The sequence below is a fragment of the Rahnella aquatilis CIP 78.65 = ATCC 33071 genome, from assembly GCF_000241955.1.
Classification (GTDB): Bacteria; Pseudomonadota; Gammaproteobacteria; order Enterobacterales; family Enterobacteriaceae; genus Rahnella; species Rahnella aquatilis.
This window is the reverse complement of sequence record NC_016818.1, coordinates 4122441-4143653: the sequence shown is the minus strand read 5'-3', so window position 1 is coordinate 4143653 and position 21213 is coordinate 4122441. Positions and strand designations below refer to the sequence as shown.

General features: G+C 51.5%; 18 protein-coding genes. 12 read left to right on the top strand and 6 right to left on the bottom strand.

Features of this window, described 5'->3' with window-relative positions; all coding sequences use genetic code 11:
• Positions 1-45 precede the first annotated feature (45 nt).
• Together yaaA and RAHAQ2_RS18740 are read right to left on the bottom strand one after the other, a co-directional pair.
• Complete coding sequence (gene yaaA, locus RAHAQ2_RS18745) at positions 46-819, bottom strand: peroxide stress protein YaaA (RefSeq protein ID WP_015698729.1); 774 nt, start codon at positions 817-819, stop codon at positions 46-48.
• A gap of 112 nt (positions 820-931) precedes the next feature.
• Positions 932-2359 (bottom strand): alanine/glycine:cation symporter family protein, encoded by a 1428-nt coding sequence (locus RAHAQ2_RS18740; protein WP_015698728.1) that lies wholly within the window; start codon positions 2357-2359, stop codon positions 932-934.
• A gap of 275 nt (positions 2360-2634) precedes the next feature.
• On the opposite strand from RAHAQ2_RS18740, the gene tal reads away from it, so the two are divergent.
• The 3 genes from tal (at position 2635) to RAHAQ2_RS18725 (ending at position 5766) form a co-directional block, all read left to right on the top strand.
• A complete protein-coding gene (gene tal, locus RAHAQ2_RS18735) occupies positions 2635-3588 on the top strand; it encodes a transaldolase (protein WP_015698727.1) in 954 nt (317 codons plus the stop codon).
• A 125-nt stretch (positions 3589-3713) separates the two neighbouring features.
• Positions 3714-4301 (top strand): molybdopterin adenylyltransferase, encoded by a 588-nt coding sequence (gene mog, locus RAHAQ2_RS18730; RefSeq protein WP_015698726.1) that lies wholly within the window; start codon positions 3714-3716, stop codon positions 4299-4301.
• Positions 4302-4443: 142 nt separating this feature from the next.
• Positions 4444-5766, top strand: coding sequence for an MFS transporter (locus RAHAQ2_RS18725; protein ID WP_015698725.1), 1323 nt, complete (start codon positions 4444-4446; stop codon positions 5764-5766).
• Between the two features lie 77 nt (positions 5767-5843).
• Here the strand turns inward: RAHAQ2_RS18725 and satP are convergent, their stop codons facing one another.
• Positions 5844-6443, bottom strand: coding sequence for an acetate uptake transporter (satP, locus tag RAHAQ2_RS18720; protein ID WP_015698724.1), 600 nt, complete (start codon positions 6441-6443; stop codon positions 5844-5846).
• A 319-nt stretch (positions 6444-6762) separates the two neighbouring features.
• Between satP and dnaK the strand changes: the two genes are divergently transcribed.
• From dnaK to nhaR, 4 genes are all read left to right on the top strand, one after another.
• Positions 6763-8664, top strand: a complete 1902-nt coding sequence (dnaK, locus tag RAHAQ2_RS18715; protein ID WP_015698723.1) for a molecular chaperone DnaK — start codon at positions 6763-6765, stop codon at positions 8662-8664.
• Between the two features lie 99 nt (positions 8665-8763).
• On the top strand, positions 8764-9882 hold the full coding sequence (dnaJ, locus tag RAHAQ2_RS18710) for a molecular chaperone DnaJ (protein ID WP_015698722.1): 1119 nt from the start codon (positions 8764-8766) through the stop codon (positions 9880-9882).
• A gap of 230 nt (positions 9883-10112) precedes the next feature.
• Positions 10113-11291, top strand: a complete 1179-nt coding sequence (gene nhaA / locus RAHAQ2_RS18705; protein WP_015698721.1) for a Na+/H+ antiporter NhaA — start codon at positions 10113-10115, stop codon at positions 11289-11291.
• 36 nt (positions 11292-11327) lie between these two features.
• Entirely contained in the window at positions 11328-12215 is an 888-nt protein-coding gene (gene nhaR, locus RAHAQ2_RS18700; RefSeq protein ID WP_015698720.1) for a transcriptional activator NhaR, read from the top strand.
• Between the two features lie 72 nt (positions 12216-12287).
• Here nhaR and rpsT read toward each other — a convergent pair whose 3' ends face one another.
• Positions 12288-12551, bottom strand: coding sequence for a 30S ribosomal protein S20 (gene rpsT, locus RAHAQ2_RS18695; RefSeq protein ID WP_013577064.1), 264 nt, complete (start codon positions 12549-12551; stop codon positions 12288-12290).
• A gap of 439 nt (positions 12552-12990) precedes the next feature.
• On the opposite strand from rpsT, the gene ribF reads away from it, so the two are divergent.
• The 5 genes from ribF (at position 12991) to ispH (ending at position 18723) form a co-directional block, all read left to right on the top strand.
• Positions 12991-13929: a bifunctional riboflavin kinase/FAD synthetase gene (gene ribF, locus RAHAQ2_RS18690; RefSeq protein ID WP_015698719.1), complete on the top strand. Its 939-nt coding sequence runs from the start codon at positions 12991-12993 to the stop codon at positions 13927-13929.
• Between the two features lie 61 nt (positions 13930-13990).
• Entirely contained in the window at positions 13991-16807 is a 2817-nt protein-coding gene (gene ileS, locus RAHAQ2_RS18685; RefSeq protein WP_015698718.1) for an isoleucine--tRNA ligase, read from the top strand.
• Complete coding sequence (gene lspA / locus RAHAQ2_RS18680) at positions 16807-17313, top strand: signal peptidase II (RefSeq protein WP_015698717.1); 507 nt, start codon at positions 16807-16809, stop codon at positions 17311-17313. The genes ileS and lspA overlap by 1 nt, the downstream gene beginning before the upstream one ends.
• A 5-nt stretch (positions 17314-17318) precedes the next feature.
• Entirely contained in the window at positions 17319-17789 is a 471-nt protein-coding gene (gene fkpB, locus RAHAQ2_RS18675; protein WP_015698716.1) for an FKBP-type peptidyl-prolyl cis-trans isomerase, read from the top strand.
• Positions 17770-18723, top strand: coding sequence for a 4-hydroxy-3-methylbut-2-enyl diphosphate reductase (gene ispH, locus RAHAQ2_RS18670; RefSeq protein WP_015698715.1), 954 nt, complete (start codon positions 17770-17772; stop codon positions 18721-18723). The genes fkpB and ispH overlap by 20 nt, the downstream gene beginning before the upstream one ends.
• A 66-nt stretch (positions 18724-18789) precedes the next feature.
• On the opposite strand, the gene RAHAQ2_RS18665 is transcribed toward ispH, so the two are convergent.
• Together RAHAQ2_RS18665 and RAHAQ2_RS18660 are read right to left on the bottom strand one after the other, a co-directional pair.
• Positions 18790-19665, bottom strand: coding sequence for an SMP-30/gluconolactonase/LRE family protein (locus RAHAQ2_RS18665; RefSeq protein WP_015698714.1), 876 nt, complete (start codon positions 19663-19665; stop codon positions 18790-18792).
• A 161-nt stretch (positions 19666-19826) separates the two neighbouring features.
• On the bottom strand, positions 19827-20972 hold the full coding sequence (locus RAHAQ2_RS18660) for a porin (RefSeq protein ID WP_015698713.1): 1146 nt from the start codon (positions 20970-20972) through the stop codon (positions 19827-19829).
• Positions 20973-21213 lie beyond the last annotated feature (241 nt).

Sequence of the window (21213 nt, the reverse complement as noted above, 5' to 3'; positions counted from 1 at the left end):
AAGCCCTCTTCGCGAGGGCTTTTTTATATCCGCAGATCAGGTCATTCAGCGTTCGGGTCGGGTAAACACCAGCTCATTACCCTGTGAGCGTGACTCATCAAAGGCATAGCCTTCAAGATTGAAATCCTGAAGTTGTTTCGGTTTATCCAGACGTTCTTTGATGATAAAGCGGCTCATCAGGCCGCGCGCTTTTTTGGCGTAGAAGCTGATGACTTTGTATTTGCCGTTCTTCTCGTCGAGGAATACCGGCTTGATAATTTCGCCATCCAGCAGTTTAGGTTTCACGGCTTTGAAGTATTCATCGGACGCCAGATTCACCAGAACGTTGCTTTTTTGTTCGCTGAGTAGCAGGTTGAGTTTTTCTGTCAGCAAATCTCCCCAGAAGGCGTACAGATTGGCACCCTGCGGGTTTTCCAGCCGGATACCCATTTCCAGACGGTAAGGCATCATCAGATCCAGCGGGCGCAGCAGGCCATATAAGCCGGACAACATCCGCAGATGTTTCTGGGCAAAATCAAAATCTTTTTCGCTGAAATCTTCCGCCTGCAGCCCGGTATACACATCGCCTTTAAAGGCCAGCAAAGCCTGACGGGCGTTATCCGGGGTGAAATCCGGCTGCCAGTCATTGAAACGTTCTGCGTTCAGATGCGCCAGTTTATCGCTGATCCCCATCAGTGAAGAGATCTGCGCAGGGGACATTTTGCGCGCCACGGTGATCAACTGACTGGATTTATCCAGCAACTCCGGTTGGGTATAGCGCGTTGTCGCAAGCGGGCTTTCGTAATCGAGCGTTTTGGCAGGTGAAATAATGGTTAACATAGTCTCGTCCGTTGGTCAGTGACGGTTCAAATTCAGGAATTTTTGTTGCCTTACTGTAGCAAAAAAGTCACTGCGGTGGAGGCATGATATCGATAGGTAAAAGCGCAGGAAATCAGCGCGGAGGCCTTTTTTTATCCCAGACGCCGGGCTGGAGCTGACCGCGTAATTCAGGGTAGTGATCAGGATTAAACACCGGCGTTTTCCCCATCCGTCGCTGACGCTCATAATCTTTCACCACGCTGACCGCGATGCCCGAAAGCAGCAACAGTGCGGTGAGATTGAGTATTGCCATCAGCGCCATGACGATATCGGCCAGTTTCCACAACAACTGAAGTTCCATCAGGCATCCGCAGAACACCATGCTGATAACCAGCAACCTGAAAATCAATAATTTAACGGGCGAAGAACGGTGAAAGAAATTCAGATTGTTTTCGGCGTAGGCATAGTTTCCGGCAATCGACGTAAACGCAAAAGAGAAAACCAGAATGGCCAGAACCCCATGGCTCCAGCCCCCGGTCACCGGCATAATCGATTGCTGTATCAGCCGGATGCCCATCGGTGCGTCAGGTTGATCAAGGGATCCTGACGTCAGGATGATCAACGCGGTTGCGGTACAAATCACCATGGTATCAATGAATACCGCGAACATCTGACTGAACCCTGCCATTGCCGGATGGCTGACCCCTGCCATCGCCGCGGCATTGGGTGAAGAACCAACGCCGGCTTCGCTGGCAAAGGCGCCGCGCTGCATTCCCTGTGTGATGGCCTGCGTTATGCCATATGCCAGTGCGCCGGATGCGGCCTGCTGTAAGCCAAAGGCGCTTTTGAATACCAGCAGCAGTACTTGTGGCAACTTTTCAATGTGATGACCAATAACCCAGATGGCCAGCAGCAGATACGCGAAGGCCATCAGTGGCAACAGCCATTTTGAAAGCCAGGTGATGGCGCGTATACCACCAAAAATCAGTATCGCGACCAGCACGGATAAAATGCAGGCGGTGGACAGCGCCGGTACATGCAGAAGATGGAAAGACGCCTGAGCAATGGAGTTGGCCTGCAATGCGCTGAAAATAAAGCCGCAGGAAATCACCATCAGAAAGGAAAACAGGATGCCCATCCAGCGCATTCCGAGCCCTTTCTCCATGTAATACGCCGGGCCGCCGCGAAATTTTTCATGGGCTGCATTGCCTTTGTAAACCTGCGCCAGCGTGTTTTCTATCATTGCTGTCGCCATGTTGAAAACCGCAATAATCCACATCCAGAAAATAGCGCCAGGGCCGCCGATCGTAATGGCGATGGCGACACCGGTGAGATTCCCGGTACCAATACGCGACGCAAGGCTGAGACACAGCGCACGCCACGGGGAAATGCCACGTGCGGTGTGTTTTTGCTTATACAGTGTGGCGGAGAAAAGGTGGCCAAAATGACGGAACTGAAGGAAGCCAAGACGGAACGTGAGATAAATGCCGGTGCCGCACAGCAGGTAAATCAGGATGGAACTCCAGAGAATGGTGTCGAAAAAATCCAGCAGGTCGTTCATGCATTGTCCTTGGTTGATTTGCCCTTCATCGTTTTTATTTGTTTGCTTGCGGGCAATGACCACTTTGGGTGGCTAACATACCTTTTTTATCGAACGGGTGACATATGCATTTTGGCTAATTTTGCGTGTTTTGGAAGGTGAGAAATCCATAGATGTTCGTAGCCGAGCATGCCGTGATATGCGCCTTGCGCCTGGCTTTTTGCATGTTATCATCAGCCAAAGGCAAGGCATGAAAATGCCTATACGAAAACGTCCAAACGATGAGATATGCCCAAATGACCGATAAACTGACTTCCCTACGCCAAATGACTCAGGTTGTAGCTGACACCGGAGATATCGCGGCAATGAAGTTGTACCAGCCGCAGGATGCGACCACTAACCCGTCACTGATCCTCAGCGCTGCGCAAATTCCTGAATACCGTAAATTGATCGACGAAGCAATCGCCTGGGCACGTGACCAGAGCAGCGATCACGACCAGCAGATTACTGATGCAGCTGACAAACTGGCAGTGAACATCGGTCTGGAAATTCTGAAACTGGTCCCGGGCCGCATTTCAACAGAAGTTGATGCCCGTCTGTCTTACGACACTGACGCGAGCGTGGCCAAAGCCAAACGCCTGATCAAACTGTATAACGATGCGGGCATCACCAACGACCGTATCCTGATCAAACTGGCTTCTACCTGGCAGGGTATCCGCGCTGCGGAAAAACTGGAAAAAGAAGGCATCAACTGTAACCTGACCCTTCTGTTCTCTTTCGCGCAGGCTCGCGCTTGTGCAGAAGCAGGTGTGTTCCTGATTTCTCCATTCGTTGGCCGTATCCTCGACTGGTACAAAGCCAATGGCGATAAGAAAGAGTTCGCGCCGAATGAAGATCCGGGCGTTGTGTCTGTGACCGAAATCTACGAATACTACAAACAACACGGCTACGAAACCGTCGTGATGGGCGCAAGCTTCCGTAACATCGGCGAAATCATCGAACTGGCGGGGTGTGACCGTCTGACTATCGCCCCTGCGCTGCTCAAAGAGCTGGCAGAAAGCGAAGGTCCGCTGGAACGTAAACTGTCCTTCTCGGGTGAAACCAAACCACGTCCTGCGCCACTGACTGAACCTCAGTTCTACTGGGAACACAACCAGGATCCGATGGCTGTCGACAAACTGGCCGACGGTATCCGTAAGTTTGCAGTTGACCAGGGTAAACTGGAAAAAATGATTTCTGATCTGCTGTAATCAGCGCTCAGTTTCAGCATAAAGCGGCTAATCAGCCGCTTTTTTTGTACCTGTGATAAAACCCCCGGCCGGTTACCGATATACTGAGTGCTGTGACTACGAAGAAAATGCTGTGGAGAAATAGCATGGATACATTACGGATTGGTCTGGTATCGGTGTCGGATCGCGCGTCGAGTGGTGTTTATCAGGACAAGGGTATTCCGGCGCTGGAAGAATGGCTGGAAAAAGCGCTCATTACGCCCTTTAAACTGGAAAAAAAACTGATCCCGGACGAGCAGCCTTTGATTGAACAGGCGATCAGTGAACTGGTTGATGAAAGCGGCTGTCATCTGGTGCTGACCACAGGGGGAACCGGGCCCGCGCGTCGTGATGTCACGCCGGATGCCACGCTGGCTGTTGCCGATCGTGAAATGCCCGGCTTTGGCGAACAGATGCGCCAGATCAGCCTGCACTTTGTGCCGACGGCAATTTTATCGCGTCAGGTTGGGGTGATCCGCAAACAGGCTTTAATCCTGAATTTACCCGGCCAGCCGAAATCTATTCAGGAAACGCTGGAAGGGCTGAAGGATAGCGACGGTAAAGTGATAGTTTCCGGTATCTTTGCCAGCGTGCCTTATTGCATCCAGTTGCTCGACGGACCTTATATCGAAACCCATGAGCATGTGGTAGCAGCTTTCCGGCCGAAAAGTGCCCGCCGCGAGATAAAAAACTGAATACCGTTCCTTTTTGAAATTTAGCAACGTTAAGCGTCAGACACTGCTGGTGTAGGAAATATTTGCCGCTATAGTAAGGATTACTTTACAAAAGGCGGCAAAACCTTTTTCCATTTTTTACTCTGGTGTCTGACGGTATCCTATGCAACATGCACAATCGCGCCGGTTGAACCGGCAGGATTTCAAAACGCTTTCCCTGGCGGCACTGGGTGGCGCCCTCGAATTCTACGACTTCATCATTTTCGTCTTCTTTGCTGCGGTGATTGGCGATCTTTTCTTCCCGGCCAACATGCCCGACTGGCTCCGTCAGGTTCAGACCTTTGGTATTTTCGCTGCCGGTTATCTGGCACGCCCGCTGGGCGGCATCATCATGGCGCATTTCGGTGATCTGGTTGGCCGTAAGCGTATGTTCAGCCTGAGCATTCTGCTGATGGCATTGCCGACGCTGGCGATGGGACTGTTGCCGACCTACGCCTCGATTGGCATGGCGGCACCGCTTTTGTTGCTGCTGATGCGTCTTTTACAGGGCGCGGCGATCGGCGGCGAAGTGCCGGGCGCGTGGGTGTTTGTCGCCGAACATGTACCGCGTAATCGCATTGGCTTTGCCTGCGGAACGCTCACGGCCGGTTTAACCGCCGGTATCCTGCTGGGTTCGCTGGTGGCAACTTTACTGAACACCAGTATGACGCCCGCGACGATCAGCCTGTATGGCTGGCGTATTCCTTTCTTTATTGGCGGGATTTTTGGTCTGATTGCCATGTATCTGCGCCGCTGGTTGCAGGAAACGCCGATTTTCATGGAAATGAAAGCGCAGAAAACGCTGGCCGGCGAGCTACCGCTGAAAGCCGTCGTGGCTAATCATAAGAAAGAAATCGTGGTCTCGATGCTGATGACCTGGCTGTTATCCGCAGGGATTGTTGTGGTGATCCTGATGACGCCCACCTGGTTGCAGAAGCAGCTCGGCATTCCGGCGGCAGCGGCATTGCAGGCAAACTGTCTGGCCACCGTGGCGCTGATGTTTGGATGCATCATCTCGGGCAGCATTGTGGACCGCCTCGGTGCCAGCAAAACCTTTATCTTTGGCAGTCTGTTCCTCGGGATTTGCTGTGGGTCTTTCTATCATATGGTCGCGGCGGATGCCTCGGTGCTGATGGGCATGTACGCACTGGCAGGGCTGAGCGTGGGTGTGGTCGGCGCGGTGCCTTATGTGATGGTGCGGGCGTTCCCGGCAGAAGTGCGATTTACCGGTATTTCCTTCTCTTACAATGTGGCCTACGCGATTTTCGGCGGGCTCACACCGGTTTTCGTTACGCTGATTATGCGCCTGACCCCGATGGCACCGGCATATTACGTGCTGGCCTTGTCTGCGATTGGGCTGCTGACCGGTGTTTATCTCAGCCGTGATTTGAACAGTGAGACGACCCGCGCGGCAAAATTTGCCGAAGGTGCCTCTTCAGGTCAGTAAATCCTGATCCTTTTATATTACGCGATGTATAAAAAAAGCCCTGTGATGCAGGGCCTTGTCGTCTGAGAACGGGGCGGTTATGCCGTCACTGCATCGACTTGCGGGGAATGGCTTTTCGGTTCGCCGACAGGCAAAACGGTGCGGCCATATTGCTCGTTCAGCACTTCGGCCATCGCCAGATAAATCGCGCTGGCGCCGCAGAAGATGCCTTCAAAGCCGGCAAAATGCAGCACCGCTGTGTTTCCGGTCATATTGCCGAAACACAATAGCGCGAACAGAATCACCAGACTGCCGAAAACGATCTGTAAGCCACGGTTTGCTTTCAGGGTGCCAAAGAACATGAATAAGGTGAACACGCCCCAGATGCCGAGGTAAGCGCCAAGGAAGCTTTCGCTGCTGGCCTCTGCCATGCCCATGCGTGGCAGCATTAAGATGCCGACCAGGCTTAACCAGAACGCACCATAAGACGTGAATGCGGTTGTCCCGAACGTATTCCCTTTTTTAAATTCCATCATCCCGGCAAGAATCTGAATCAAACCACCATAAAAAATCCCCATACTGACAATGACTGCGGTCAGGGGGAAAAAGCCTGCATTGTGTAAATTCAATAAGATGGTGGTCATACCAAATCCCATCAGCCCGAGCGGGCCTGGATTTGCCAACGTTTTGCTGTGCATAGATCCTCTGTATCGGAATTATTATTAATTGATAATCGGGGGAAGAAACGCTTGGGAAATGAGTAAAAAAGCCACATATCTTTAGAAGCGCGCGGCATCATAAGGAGGGTTGCGTCAGCAAACATTGATCTGGCGTAACAGCAATTGAAGATTTTTTTTCACTTTGCCCCTTGATGCTGAGCCGCATGGCCCCATCTTATTCCCAACCGCAGTTGTTACCGTCGGGAAATCCGTTAAATGGGGCTGTTGAAATCGAAAATATCGGCCACATATACAGTAGCAACCTGAACGAATATGAATTTAAGTGGAGACGTTTTAGATGGGTAAAATTATTGGGATCGACCTGGGCACCACCAACTCTTGTGTAGCTATCATGGATGGCACGACTGCTCGTGTACTGGAGAATGCTGAAGGCGACCGCACCACTCCTTCCATCATCGCTTATGCGGCAGATGGCGAGACTCTGGTAGGTTCTCCGGCTAAACGTCAGGCTGTGACTAACCCGCAGAACACCCTGTTCGCGATCAAGCGCCTGATTGGCCGTCGCTTCCAGGATGAAGAAGTCCAACGTGATAAAGGCATCATGCCTTACCAGATCGTAAGCGCTGATAATGGCGACGCCTGGATCGACGTGAAAGGTCAGAAAATCGCACCTCCGCAGATCTCTGCAGAAGTGTTGAAGAAAATGAAGAAAACCGCTGAAGATTATCTGGGTGAGCCTGTAACTGAAGCTGTTATCACTGTACCTGCTTACTTCAACGATGCTCAGCGTCAGGCAACGAAAGATGCCGGTCGTATCGCAGGTCTGGAAGTCAAACGTATCATCAACGAACCGACTGCTGCGGCACTGGCTTATGGTCTGGATCGCGAAATCGGCAACCGTACTATCGCGGTTTATGACCTCGGTGGCGGTACCTTCGATATCTCTATTATCGAAATTGATGAAGTTGACGGCGAAAAAACCTTTGAAGTACTGGCAACCAACGGTGACACTCACCTCGGTGGTGAAGACTTCGATAGCCGTATGATCAACTATCTGGTTGAAGAATTTAAGAAAGATCAAGGCATGGATCTGCGTAACGATCCGCTGGCGATGCAACGTCTGAAAGAAGCGGCTGAAAAAGCGAAGATTGAATTGTCTTCTGCTCAGCAAACTGACGTGAACCTGCCGTACATCACTGCTGATGCGTCAGGTCCTAAGCACATGAACATCAAAGTGACCCGTGCAAAACTGGAATCTTTGGTTGAAGACCTGGTTAACCGTTCTATCGAACCACTGAAAGTGGCGCTGAAAGACGCAGGTCTGTCAGTTTCTGACATTCAGGACGTTATCCTGGTGGGTGGTCAGACCCGTATGCCAATGGTTCAGAAGAAAGTCGCTGATTTCTTCGGTAAAGAACCGCGTAAAGACGTGAACCCGGACGAAGCTGTGGCAATCGGTGCAGCAGTTCAGGGTGGTGTGTTGGCCGGTGACGTGAAAGACGTTCTGCTGCTGGATGTGACCCCATTGTCTCTGGGTATCGAAACCATGGGCAGCGTGATGACTCCGCTTATCGCCAAAAACACCACTATCCCGACCAAACACAGCCAGGTGTTCTCTACTGCGGAAGACAACCAGTCTGCAGTAACCATCCATGTGTTGCAGGGTGAACGTAAGCGTTCAAGTGATAACAAATCTCTGGGTCAATTCAACCTGGACGGTATTCAGGCAGCACCACGCGGTCAGGCTCAGATCGAAGTCACCTTCGACCTTGATGCCGACGGTATCCTGCATGTGTCTGCAAAAGACAAAAATACCGGCCGTGAGCAGAAGATCACCATCAAGGCATCTTCTGGTCTGAGCGAAGAAGAAATCCAGAAAATGGTCAACGATGCTGAAGCCAACGCTGAATCTGACCGTAAGTTTGAAGAACTGGTTCAGACCCGCAACCAGGCGGATCACCTGATCCACGGTACCCGTAAGCAACTGGAAGAAGCTGGTGACAAACTGCCAGCTGAAGACAAAACCGCAGTAGAAGAAGCCCTGAAAGCACTGGAAGTGTCTGCTAAAGGTGAAGACAAGGCTGATATCGAAGCGAAAATCCAGGCGCTGGTACAGGTTTCCGGCAAACTGATGGAAATGGCTCAGCAGCAAGGCCAGGCTGAAGGCGGCGACACCAGCGCGCAGAAAGATGATGACGTTGTTGACGCTGAATTCGAAGAAGTTAAAGATAAAAAATAATCGCCCTTAAGCGGGCACAGTAAGAAGCTTTACTGATAACCAGCACGGGCGTCGAGGAAACTCTACGCCCGTGCACGCATGTTGAGGGTAGGTTAAAGCATGGCGAAGCAAGATTATTACGAGATTTTAGGCGTATCCAAAACAGCGGATGAGCGTGAAATCAAAAAGGCTTATAAGCGTCTGGCGATGAAGCATCACCCTGACCGTAATCAGGGCGATAAAGAATCTGAAAGCAAATTTAAAGAAATTAAAGAAGCTTATGAAATTCTGACCGATGCGCAAAAACGTGCGGCCTATGATCAGTACGGTCATGCAGCCTTTGAACAGGGTGGCATGGGCGGCGGCGGCGGTGCAGATTTCAGCGACATCTTTGGTGACGTCTTTGGCGACATCTTTGGCGGCGGTCGTCGTCAGCGTGCCAGCCGGGGCTCAGACCTGCGTTACAACATGGATCTGACTCTGGAAGAGGCCGTTCGTGGTGTCACCAAAGAAATCCGCATCCCGACACTGGATGAATGTGACGTTTGCCACGGCAGCGGTGCGAAAGCAGGTAGCTCTCCTGCCACCTGTCCGACCTGTCATGGCGCAGGTCAGGTTCAGATGCGTCAGGGCTTCTTCACTGTCCAGCAGGCGTGTCCGACCTGTCAGGGCCGCGGTAAAGTCATTAAAGATCCGTGCACCAAATGTCATGGTCATGGCCGTGTAGAACGGTCAAAAACGCTGTCAGTGAAAATCCCAGCGGGTGTGGATACCGGCGACCGTATTCGTCTTGAGGGTGAGGGCGAAGCCGGTGAGCACGGTGCTCCGTCGGGCGATCTGTACGTTCAGGTTCAGGTTAAAGCGCATAAAATCTTTGAGCGCGAAGGTAATAACCTGTACTGCGAAGTGCCAATCAACTTTGCCATGGCGGCACTGGGTGGCGAAATCGAAGTGCCAACGCTTGATGGCCGCGTGAGCCTGAAAATTCCTGCTGAAACGCAAACGGGCAAAATGTTCCGTATGCGCGGGCGCGGTGTGAAATCTGTCCGTGGTGGTGCTCAGGGCGACCTGATGTGCCGTGTTGTAGTGGAAACACCGGTCAGTCTGAACGAGAAGCAGAAGCAGTTGCTGCGTGATCTGGAAGAAAGCTTTGGTGGCGTTTCTGGCGAGAAAAACAGCCCGCGTTCTAAAAGCTTCCTCGATGGCGTGAAAAAGTTCTTTGATGATCTGACCCGCTAATTTTTCGCTGAATACAGCGGCGGAAAGGCAGATAAAATCCCCGGCAGCGGTTGACGCGCCGGGGATTTTTTTTATGGGTTTTGATGTAAAAACGTCAAACCCAATGACTCGTAAAAAACGAGCTATTTCTCAGAAATAATCGACTTTTTACGAAGTGAATAGTTGCGTACAATTCAGGCATATCTTGTGGTGATCCCTTTTTTGCCACGTTTTTCTACAGGAGAGTCAGAATGTCGAATATCATTCGTCAGTTTTTACGGATGGAAGCCGCCGGGGGCGTGGTGTTAATCGTCGCAGCTATCGTGGCATTAATCATGGCAAACAGCCCGTTGCAGGGGATTTATCAGGCGTTTCTGGATATTCCCGTCACCCTGCGTTTTTCCGGGCTGTTGATCGACAAGCCGCTTTTGCTGTGGATTAACGATGGACTGATGGCGGTATTCTTTCTGATGATTGGTCTGGAAGTAAAGCGTGAGATGTGCGAAGGCGCGCTGGCCAATCGCGAGCAGGCGATGTTTCCGGCCATTGCCGCGCTCGGGGGGATGGTTGTCCCGGCATTAATCTATTTACTGTTTAACGGCAGCGATGAAATAGCCCGTCAGGGATGGGCTATTCCGGCGGCAACGGACATTGCATTTGCGCTGGGAGTGATGGCGCTGCTGGGTTCGCGTGTGCCGACCGGGTTAAAAGTATTCCTGCTGGCACTGGCCATTATTGATGATTTGGGTGCCATTGTGATCATCGCGCTGTTTTATAGCCATGATGTATCGATGATGGCATTGGGATTATCGGCGTTATGCATCGCAGCACTGGCCTGGCTAAACTGGCGGGGTGTCATCAGGCTGACACCTTATTTGCTGATCGGCGCGGTGTTGTGGGTGTGTGTTCTTAAATCAGGCATTCATGCAACGCTGGCCGGTGTGATCCTTGGCTTCCTGATCCCACTGAATACTCAACACGATAAGCCATCGCCAGCACGCCGTCTGGAACATGGGATCCATCCCTATGTTTCCTGGTTTATTTTGCCGCTGTTTGCGTTCGCCAATGCGGGTATCTCTTTGCAGGGCGTAACGGTTGCGGGTTCATTCTCAGCATTACCTATGGGTATTGCTGCCGGGCTTCTTCTCGGTAAGCCGCTGGGTATCATTGTATTCGGCGGGATCGCGTTGAAATCAGGCATTACCCGTCTGTCATCCGGCATAACTTTTAGTCAGATTGCGGCAGTCTCCGTGCTGTGCGGTATCGGTTTCACGATGTCGATTTTTATCGGTTCTCTGGCTTTTGTGAAACTTGAGCCTGCGTTGCTGACTTACGCCAAAATGGGCATTCTGATGGGATCAGTCGCATCTGCGGTTCTGGGATACCTGCTCCTGAGCCGTGCCTTGCCGAAAAAACGCACCAGGTCATAACGATGCTGGCTTCATACTTCGGGAAAAGGTAAAACCATGCCTCATATTAATTACAACCATTTGTATTATTTCTGGCACGTGTGCAAATCAGGTTCGGTTGTGGGGGCCGCAGAAGCGTTGCACCTGACTCCGCAAACGATCACCGGGCAGATTAAATCACTGGAAGAAAGGTTGGATGGCAAACTCTTTAAACGGCAGGGACGGGGGCTGGTGCCTTCGGAACTGGGGCAACTGATTTACCGCTATGCCGATAAGATGTTCACCTTAAGTCAGGAAATGCTGGATATCGTGAATTACCGCAAAGAGGCTAGCCTGCTGTTTGATGTGGGAGTGGCGGATGCGTTATCCAAACGGCTGGTCAGCCGCGTGCTGGAAGCGGCGGTTCCGGATAACGCACAAATTCACCTGCGCTGTTTTGAATCGACCCACGAAATGCTGCTCGAACAACTAAGCCAGCATAAACTGGACATGATTTTGTCAGATTGTCCGGTGGATTCCACCCAGCAGGAAGGGCTGTTCTCAGTCAAGTTGGGTGAAAGCCCGATCAGCTTCTTCTGTTGTAATCCGCCGTCAGACATGAGTTTTCCGGCTTGTCTGGAACGTCGTCCATTACTCATCCCCGGCCGGCGTTCAATGCTGGGACGTAAGCTGCTCAACTGGTTTAATACACAGGTGCTGAAGGTTAATATTCTCGGTGAGTTTGATGACGCCGCGCTGATGAAAGCCTTTGGAATGAACAACGACGCGATATTTGTCGCCCCGGCCATTTATTCATCAACTGAATTTCAGGATGAAAAAATTGAGGAAGTCGGGCGCGTTGAAGGGATTATGGAAGAGTACTACGTGATTTTTGCCGAGAGAATGATTCAGCATCCTTCGGTTCAGCGGATTTGCCATACTGATTTTTCGGCGTTGTTTGAATAACCCGCCTGAATTTCAGATATAAAAAAACCGGCGTGAGCCGGTTTTTTTATCAAGCATTTCAGCGTAATGCGATTATTGCATTGCGTTGATTTGCGCAGTCAGATTTGACTTATGACGCGCTGCTTTGTTTTTGTGGATCAGGCCTTTGCAAGACTGACGGTCCACGATTGGTTGCATTTCGTTAAATGCGTTTTGTGCAGCAGCTTTGTCGCCTGCTGCAATAGCCGCGTATACCTTCTTGATAAAGGTACGCATCATAGAACGACGGCTCGCGTTGTGCTTACGGCGTTTTTCTGACTGTACGGCGCGTTTCTTAGCTGATTTGATATTAGCCAAGGCCAACTCCCAAATATTTTTCTATTGATGAACAATTCAAAGGCCGAGGAATATGCCTTTTCGGTCTTCTTTTGTCAACGGATTTGTGCAAATAAGCGGCGTTTTAAAGAGTGAACTTTACTCGTCGCTTGTTACGTTGTGATGGCGCAGGATTTTAACAGCTTCCGGCATCGGAATACAGTCTTTCGCGAGAAAAATCGACAGGAGAGTGTACAAACTGCCCACTACGGCCATTAACGCTTTGTTTATGCGAAAAGTCACGCATTCCCTGTATGCAACGAAAGATTTTCATCGCCACGCCGCCATTTGAACCGCAATATCTGCCGTATGCAAGAGAGAATGGTGTGATCCTGCTAATCGCTGGTTAACCTTGGAGGCTGTACAAGGTATAATCCGCCGATTTCCATCGTTATGAGTCAGCATTGGATTTGAGCCAGCTATGGAGCTAATTCGCGGAATACACAATATTCGGGCACGTCATCATGGCTGTGTGCTGACTATTGGCAATTTTGATGGTGTACACCGTGGTCATCAGGCCCTGATTGAACAGCTGAAGCTGGAAGGTCAACGTCTGGGACTGCCGGTGATGGTAATGATTTTTGAGCCACAGCCTCTGGAACTGTTTGCCGGTGATAAAGCACCTGCACGCCTGACCAGTTTGCGTGACAAAGCCAAGTATCTGGCGGAGTGCGGAGTCGATTACCTTTTATGTGTCCGTTTCGAGCCACGGTTCGCAGCACACATGGCGCAGGCGTTTATCTCGCAACTGCTGGTGGAAAAGCTGGGCGTCAAATTCCTGACGGTCGGGGATGATTTCCGCTTTGGAGCCAGCCGTCTCGGGGATTTTGAGCTGTTACAGAAAGCCGGTGCAGAATACGGCTTTGAAGTGATCAGCACACAAACTTTCCGTGAAGGTGAAAACCGCATCAGCAGCACGGCGATCCGTAATGCATTGCGCGACGATGATCTGGCGCTGGCCGAAAATTTACTGGGCCACCCGTTCAGCATCTCTGGCCGTGTCGTACACGGCGATAAACTGGGGCGTACCATTGGCTTCCCGACGGCGAACGTGCCGTTAAAGCGGGTTGTCTCGCCGGTGCGCGGCGTGTATGCCGTTGAAGTCTCAGGCCTCGGGCCTGAACCTTTGCCGGGCGTGGCGAACATTGGAATACGCCCGACTGTCGGTGGTGTGCGCAAGCAGTTGGAAGTGCACCTTCTCGACACCACATTAGATTTATACGGGCGCCACATTGATGTGGTGCTCCGCGCGAAATTGCGCAACGAACAGCGTTTCTCCTCGCTTGATGCTTTAAAGCAACAAATTGCGAACGATGAAGTGACGGCCCGTGAATTCTTTGGGTTAAAGACACTGCGCTAAACATGTACTGACAGGCGTGTCACAACGCCTGGAATCCAGCCGAAAACGGAACCGAGAATCTATGAGTGACTACAAGAACACCCTGAATTTGCCGGAAACAGGGTTCCCGATGCGTGGCGATCTGGCCAAGCGTGAACCTGGCATGCTGAAAAATTGGTATGAACAGGATCTGTACGGGATTATTCGTGCTGCCAAGAAAGGCAAGAAAACCTTTATTTTGCATGACGGCCCTCCGTATGCGAACGGCAGCATTCATATTGGTCACTCAGTCAATAAAATTCTTAAAGACATGATCGTTAAGTCCAAAGGGCTTGCGGGCTTTGATGCGCCGTATGTGCCGGGCTGGGATTGTCATGGTCTGCCAATCGAGCTGAAAGTCGAACAACTGATCGGTAAGCCGGGTGAGAAAGTCACGGCAGCGGAATTTCGCGAAGCCTGCCGTAAATATGCCGCAGAGCAGGTTGAAGGCCAGAAGAAAGACTTCATTCGTCTGGGCGTGTTGGGCGACTGGGATCATCCATACCTGACTATGGACTTCAAAACTGAAGCCAACATCATTCGTGCACTGGGCAAAATCATCGGTAACGGCCACCTGCACAAAGGGGCTAAGCCGGTTCACTGGTGTACAGATTGCGGTTCATCACTGGCAGAAGCAGAAGTCGAGTATTACGACAAAACCTCTCCTTCTATTGATGTGGCGTTCAACGCGACTGACGCTGCCGCTGTTGCCGCGAAATTTGGCGTCTCTTCCTTTAACGGCCCGGTTTCTCTGGTGATCTGGACCACCACCCCGTGGACTATGCCCGCTAACCGCGCCATTTCAGTGAACCCTGAGTTTTCTTATCAGTTGGTTCAGGTCGACGGTCAGTGTCTGATTCTGGCAACCGATCTGGTTGAAAGCGTCATGAAACGCGCCGGTATCGCGGAATGGACCGTGCTGGGCGAATGTAAAGGTGCAGACCTCGAACTGCTGCGTTTCAAACACCCGTTCCTCGGTTTCGACGTTCCGGCGATCCTTGGCGATCACGTGACGCTTGATGCCGGTACCGGGGCCGTTCATACCGCACCGGGCCACGGCCCGGATGACTTTGTTATCGGTCAGAAATACGGTCTGGAAGTGGCGAATCCGGTAGGGCCGAACGGCTGCTACCTGCCGGGCACTTACCCGACGCTGGACGGTAAATTCGTCTTTAAAGCAAATGATCTGATTGTTGAGCTGCTGCGTGAGAAAGGCGCATTGCTGCACGTTGAGAAAATCACGCACAGCTACCCGTGCTGCTGGCGTCACAAAACGCCAATCATCTTCCGCGCTACGCCACAATGGTTCATCAGCATGGATCAAAAAGGCCTGCGTCAGCAGTCTCTGGAAGAGATCAAAGGCGTGCAGTGGATCCCGGACTGGGGCCAGGCACGTATCGAAAACATGGTCGCTAACCGGCCTGACTGGTGCATCTCCCGTCAGCGCACGTGGGGCGTGCCGATGTCTCTGTTCGTTCATAAAGACACCGAACAACTGCATCCGCGCAGCCTTGAGCTGATGGAAGAAGTGGCGAAACGTGTTGAAGTGGATGGCATTCAGGCGTGGTGGGATCTGAATCCGGAAGACATTCTGGGTGCAGATGCTGCTGAATACGTCAAAGTGCCGGATACGCTGGACGTCTGGTTTGACTCCGGTTCAACGCATTCTTCCGTTGTGGATGTGCGCCCTGAATTTAACGGTCATTCGCCGGATCTTTATCTGGAAGGTTCTGACCAGCATCGTGGCTGGTTCATGTCTTCCCTGATGATTTCGACTGCCATGAAAGGCAAAGCGCCTTACAAACAAGTTCTGACGCACGGTTTCACCGTGGATGGTCAGGGCCGCAAAATGTCTAAATCCATCGGCAACACCATCGCGCCGCAAGACGTGATGAACAAGCTGGGTGGCGACATCCTGCGTCTGTGGGTGGCGTCGACGGATTACACCGGCGAAATTGCCGTGTCCGACGAAATCCTTAAACGTGCTGCGGATTCTTACCGCCGTATCCGTAACACTGCGCGCTTCCTGCTGGCGAACCTTAACGGTTTCGATCCGGCGCTGCACAGCGTGGCACCGGAAGACATGGTTGTTCTGGATCGCTGGGCTGTTGGCCGTGCGAAAGCCGCACAGGACGAAATCATTGCCGCGTATGAAGCCTATGATTTCCATGGCGTCGTTCAACGCCTGATGCAGTTCTGCTCGATCGAAATGGGATCCTTCTACCTGGATATCATCAAAGATCGCCAGTACACCGCGAAAAGCGACAGCGTTGCACGTCGCAGTTGTCAGACCGCCCTGTATCACATCAGCGAAGCACTGGTTCGCTGGATGGCACCGATCATGTCGTTCACAGCCGATGAAATCTGGGCAGAACTGCCGGGAAGCCGTGAGAAATTCGTCTTTACCGAAGAATGGTATGACGGTTTGTTCGGTCTGGCAGGCAACGAATCCATGAACGATACGTTCTGGGATGAGCTGCTTAAAGTGCGTGGCGAAGTGAACAAAGTGATCGAACAGGCGCGTGCTGATAAACGTCTTGGTGGTTCTCTGGAAGCTGCCGTGACTCTGTTTGCTGATGATGCGCTGGCAACGGACTTGCGTTCGCTGGGTAACGAACTGCGCTTTGTCCTGCTGACATCAGGCGCGAAAGTTGCGGCTCTGTCTGACGCTGACGATGCAGCTCAGCCAAGCGAATTGCTCAAGGGCCTGAAAATTGGTCTGGCGAAAGCGGAAGGCGACAAATGTCCGCGCTGCTGGCATTACACGACTGACGTTGGTCAGAACGCGGAACACAGCGACATCTGCGGCCGTTGTGTCACTAACATCGCCGGTGACGGCGAAGAGCGTAAGTTTGCATAATGAGTAAATCGATTTGTTCCACCGGACTCCGCTGGCTCTGGCTGGCGGTCGTGGTCATTATCGTGGATCTGGGCAGTAAGTTTCTCATTATGGGAAACTTCCAGCTTGGTGAATCCATGCCTTTGATCCCGTATTTAAATCTGTTCTATGCCCAGAACCACGGTGCTGCGTTCAGTTTCCTGGCAGACAAAGGCGGCTGGCAGCGCTGGTTCTTCGCGTTAATCGCGCTGGTGATCGTCGTGGCGCTGGTCGTGCTGATGTATCGCGGCAGCGCGAAGCAAAAGCTGAACAATATCGCTTTTGCGATGATTATCGGCGGGGCGCTGGGCAACTTGTTTGATCGCCTGTATCACGGTTTTGTGGTCGATTTTATCGATTTTTATGTCGGTAACTGGCATTTTGCGACGTTCAATCTGGCTGACAGCTTTATCTGTGTCGGCGCAGCCATGGTGGTGCTGGAAGGTTTTCTGGCAAAACCCTCTGAAGCCACAAAGAGTAAAGGATAAGGTTTATGTCTCAACAGGTGAAACACGACAGCGCTGTACTGGTGCATTTTACGTTGAAGCTGGAAGATGGCTCGACGGCGGAATCAACCCGCGCCAATGGCAAACCTGCACTGTTTCGCCTTGGCGACAGCAGCTTGTCTGACGCACTGGAAAATCAGCTGTTAGGGCTGAGCGTCGGGGATAAACGGGCATTCACGTTAGCCCCTGAATCGGCATTCGGCAGCAAAAGCCCGGATCTGGTTCAGTTCTTCTCCCGTCGTGATTTTCAGGAAACTGGGGTGCCGGATGTCGGCACCATCATGTTGTTCAGCGGTCGTGATGGCAGCGAAATGCCGGGCGTCGTCCGTGAAGTGACAGAAGATTCAATCACTGTAGATTTCAACCATCCGCTGGCAGGGCAACATATCGATTTCGATATTGAAGTGCTGGACATTGACCCGGAGCTTGAGGGGAAACATGCAGATATTGCTGGCTAATCCGCGAGGATTTTGCGCAGGCGTTGACCGCGCAATCAGTATTGTAGAACGTGCGCTGGAAATTTATGGCGCACCTATCTATGTCCGCCATGAAGTGGTGCACAACCGCTACGTGGTCGACAGCCTGCGTCAGCGCGGTGCTGTTTTTATCGAACAAATCAGTGAAGTGCCTGATGGTTCTATTCTGATTTTCTCCGCTCACGGGGTTTCTCAGGCGGTGCGCGCGGAAGCGAAATCGCGTGATCTGACGATGTTGTTTGACGCGACCTGTCCGCTGGTGACCAAAGTGCATATGGAAGTGGCCCGTGCCAGCCGTAAAGGCACTGAAGCCATTTTGATTGGTCACGCCGGGCATCCGGAAGTGGAAGGCACCATGGGTCAGTACAGCAACCCGAAAGGGGGAATGTATCTGGTCGAGGCACCTGAAGATGTTTATAAATTGCAGGTGAAAGACGAAAACAACCTGTGTTTTATGACGCAAACCACACTGTCGGTTGATGATACGTCTGCAGTGATTGATGCGCTGCGCGAACGTTTCCCGAAAATCATCGGGCCGCGTAAAGATGATATTTGCTATGCGACAACAAACCGTCAGGAAGCCGTGCGTACGCTGGCTGACGGGGCTGATGTTGTGCTGGTGGTGGGGTCGAAGAACTCGTCAAACTCCAACCGTCTGGCCGAACTGGCGCAACGTGTCGGCGTACCTTCTTACCTGATCGACTCTGCGGCAGATATTCAGGAAAGCTGGCTGAAAGATGCAAAAAGCATTGGCGTGACGGCAGGCGCATCTGCACCGGATATTCTGGTGCAGGACGTGATCAGCAAGCTGAAAACTTTCGGCGGGCTTGATGTGATCAATATCGAAGGGCGCGAGGAAAATATCGTATTCGAAGTGCCAAAAGAACTGCGTGTTGATGTGCGTCAGATCGACTGAGCGCAGGCCCTGAATGAAAAACCGGCTCAATGTGGCCGGTTTTTTTATGTCTGCACTTTTGCGGCATCAATGAGCCGGGAGTTTGAATAAATTTTGCGGCGAGCCAACCGTGGTCGTTTCCACATGCAGTAACGCGCCTTCCAGCGCATGCGGTGCGTCCAGGTTTTTACGCGCGGAAGTGATAAACAGTTCAGTCATGTCCGGGCCGCCAAACGTGCAACAACTGGGTTGTGTGACCGGAACTGGCTGCGTATCCAGCGTCAGTAATTCACCCTGATTGATCTGCTGACGGAGCAAACATTTCGAGCCCCAGCAGGCGGTGATTAACCAGCCATTTTGTGCCAGTGCAGAGCCATCGGGGATCTTATCGCCCGAAGAAAAACAGGATATTTTCAGCGGATTGATCCGGCGGGCATTGGCGGAGAAGAAGCGTTTCTTCTTGCTGTCGGCAAACCAGACTTTGCCTTCGTACCAGACCAGAGTATTGGTACACCCGACCTTATCGAGCATCATCTCCGGCTTTTCTGTGTCCGCTTCATAGCGGAACCATTCGCCGTTATCCTTTTCTTCCTTTATATCCAGCGTGCCAAACCACAGTGAGCCATCGGGGGCGATGGCCGCTTCATTCGGACGCGTGCCTTCTGCGCCGGGATAATCACAAAGCTTCTGGCGGGTTTTCTGTCCGTAATCGTAAAGGTGGATCCCGTCGACGGAAACCAGCAAAAACTGATTTCTCTTTTCGGTCAGCAACACGGCGCTGGTCAGGGCGGGGAGTTGATGAATTTCGGTTTGCCCGCTATCGGGCCAGTAACGCAGAACACGCTGAGCCAGAATATCGACCCAAAGCAAAGATTGTGTACGCTGGCACCAGACGGGCGTTTCACCCAATTCGGCTCGATAGTCGCCAATGGCAGTAATGTCGGACCGGAAAAATGCTGACATCGCAAAGATCTCCTGCAGGTTACAAATGGATAGGGCGAATGACTGTCTGTATTCAGTCTAGTCTGGCTTTGGCCGCGGGGGATAGATGAAAGGGTGTAAAAAGAAAGGGCCAGCCCGTCAATAAGACGTAAAGCTGGCCCCAAAAGTTCAGTCGTTAAGGCTTAGAAGTCGTAACGCAGACGGATCAGGTTCATATCGCCGAGGTTATCGGTAGAGGACGTGAACACGTGTTCGTAATCCACACGGAAGCCGTAATCGAGCTGGAAGGAAACACCCAGACCGTTATCAATACGCTGGTAATTACGGCCGGTCACATAGGTCAGACGGTCGCCCATAAAGTACGGCTGAATAGTTTTAACCGCCAGCTGATTGATAGGGAAAGCATAACCCAGGAAGTATTCCAGACCGTACGCATCGCCTGCAAAGAAGCGGTCTTCAGTTTTCACGCCAGTGGTCAGGAAGTCATGGTAGTAACCGCCACCGAAGGATGCTGTCCAGTTGCCTGGTTTCCAGCTCAGCGCAGTACCGACAATGCTCTGGTTGTAATCTTTAGAGGTGTTGTCGCCCGGATTTCTCATTTCTGCATCGGTGTAATTGTAGGCAGTACCCCATGTCAGATCTTTGGTGATGTGGTAATCGACACCGACAGAACCGCCGCCGTTACGTTTATAACGCAGGCCATTTTTGCCGGTCAGCAGTTCGCTGTCTTCGAACAGATAAGAAGCATAGATATCCGCATCGCCGAAGGTATTTTTGTATTTCAGCATTTTACGGGAACGGTAAGAACCATCGTAGTCGCCGTTAACACCATTGCCGGGTGCCTGAGCGAGCATATCGTAGTCCCAGATATCGGTTTTCGCACCGACCACATCGTAATAGACGCTGTTTTGCTGACCGAAGGTCAGCTGGCCGTAAGTTTTGCTTTTAAGGCCGGTATAGAGCATACGGCGACTGGTGTTATGCGCGCCATCCGCGTGATGATTATCCCAGCCAGTCAGGGCAGGAATATTCACACCCAATTCGTAGTAGTTAATCCAGCTGATGTCATCAAACAGATAATAATCAGCAGAAAAACGGAAACGTGTACCGCCATCAAAACCATTGGTCTTGTAGTTTTTCACCCCGTTCTGGAACTGGAACTGTGGACGAATACTGCCCCCGACCTGGAAGTTCAGGCGGCTCAGCGGATCGTTCGGCTGTGGATCTTGTTTAATCAGGGTGATTTCTGCGTGTGCGGCAAAGGAAGCTAAGCCAAATAAAAGGCCAGCAGTGGCCACTTGCGTGACATTGTTCAGTTTGAATTTCATGTTAAGTCCCTGTGCCAATATACTGATCTGAAAAATCAGCAACAAAATTGGCGTGTGTATTTTTATTTTCCCCTTACTGATGACTGTCTGGTAAGGGTGAAAGACGCGCCTGATGAAACCAGGCTACTCATTTTCACTGTCCGCTAAATCAAATTTCGGCAGTTAAAATTAGGTGGCTATTTATTATCATAATCATTGGTTTTATCAATATTATTTCATCAAATATAATAAAAATTTAATG

Excerpts from the sequence above, each read along its gene's own strand:
- yaaA (WP_015698729.1), bottom strand. The coding sequence starts at position 819 with ATGTTAACCATTATTTCACCTGCCAAAACGCTCGATTACGAAAGCCCG.
- RAHAQ2_RS18740 (WP_015698728.1), bottom strand. The coding sequence starts at position 2,359 with ATGAACGACCTGCTGGATTTTTTCGACACCATTCTCTGGAGTTCCATC.
- tal (WP_015698727.1), top strand. The coding sequence starts at position 2,635 with ATGACCGATAAACTGACTTCCCTACGCCAAATGACTCAGGTTGTAGCT.
- mog (WP_015698726.1), top strand. The coding sequence starts at position 3,714 with ATGGATACATTACGGATTGGTCTGGTATCGGTGTCGGATCGCGCGTCG.
- RAHAQ2_RS18725 (WP_015698725.1), top strand. The coding sequence starts at position 4,444 with ATGCAACATGCACAATCGCGCCGGTTGAACCGGCAGGATTTCAAAACG.
- satP (WP_015698724.1), bottom strand. The coding sequence starts at position 6,443 with ATGCACAGCAAAACGTTGGCAAATCCAGGCCCGCTCGGGCTGATGGGA.
- dnaK (WP_015698723.1), top strand. The coding sequence starts at position 6,763 with ATGGGTAAAATTATTGGGATCGACCTGGGCACCACCAACTCTTGTGTA.
- dnaJ (WP_015698722.1), top strand. The coding sequence starts at position 8,764 with ATGGCGAAGCAAGATTATTACGAGATTTTAGGCGTATCCAAAACAGCG.
- nhaA (WP_015698721.1), top strand. The coding sequence starts at position 10,113 with ATGTCGAATATCATTCGTCAGTTTTTACGGATGGAAGCCGCCGGGGGC.
- nhaR (WP_015698720.1), top strand. The coding sequence starts at position 11,328 with ATGCCTCATATTAATTACAACCATTTGTATTATTTCTGGCACGTGTGC.
- ribF (WP_015698719.1), top strand. The coding sequence starts at position 12,991 with ATGGAGCTAATTCGCGGAATACACAATATTCGGGCACGTCATCATGGC.
- ileS (WP_015698718.1), top strand. The coding sequence starts at position 13,991 with ATGAGTGACTACAAGAACACCCTGAATTTGCCGGAAACAGGGTTCCCG.
- lspA (WP_015698717.1), top strand. The coding sequence starts at position 16,807 with ATGAGTAAATCGATTTGTTCCACCGGACTCCGCTGGCTCTGGCTGGCG.
- fkpB (WP_015698716.1), top strand. The coding sequence starts at position 17,319 with ATGTCTCAACAGGTGAAACACGACAGCGCTGTACTGGTGCATTTTACG.
- ispH (WP_015698715.1), top strand. The coding sequence starts at position 17,770 with ATGCAGATATTGCTGGCTAATCCGCGAGGATTTTGCGCAGGCGTTGAC.
- RAHAQ2_RS18665 (WP_015698714.1), bottom strand. The coding sequence starts at position 19,665 with ATGTCAGCATTTTTCCGGTCCGACATTACTGCCATTGGCGACTATCGA.
- RAHAQ2_RS18660 (WP_015698713.1), bottom strand. The coding sequence starts at position 20,972 with ATGAAATTCAAACTGAACAATGTCACGCAAGTGGCCACTGCTGGCCTT.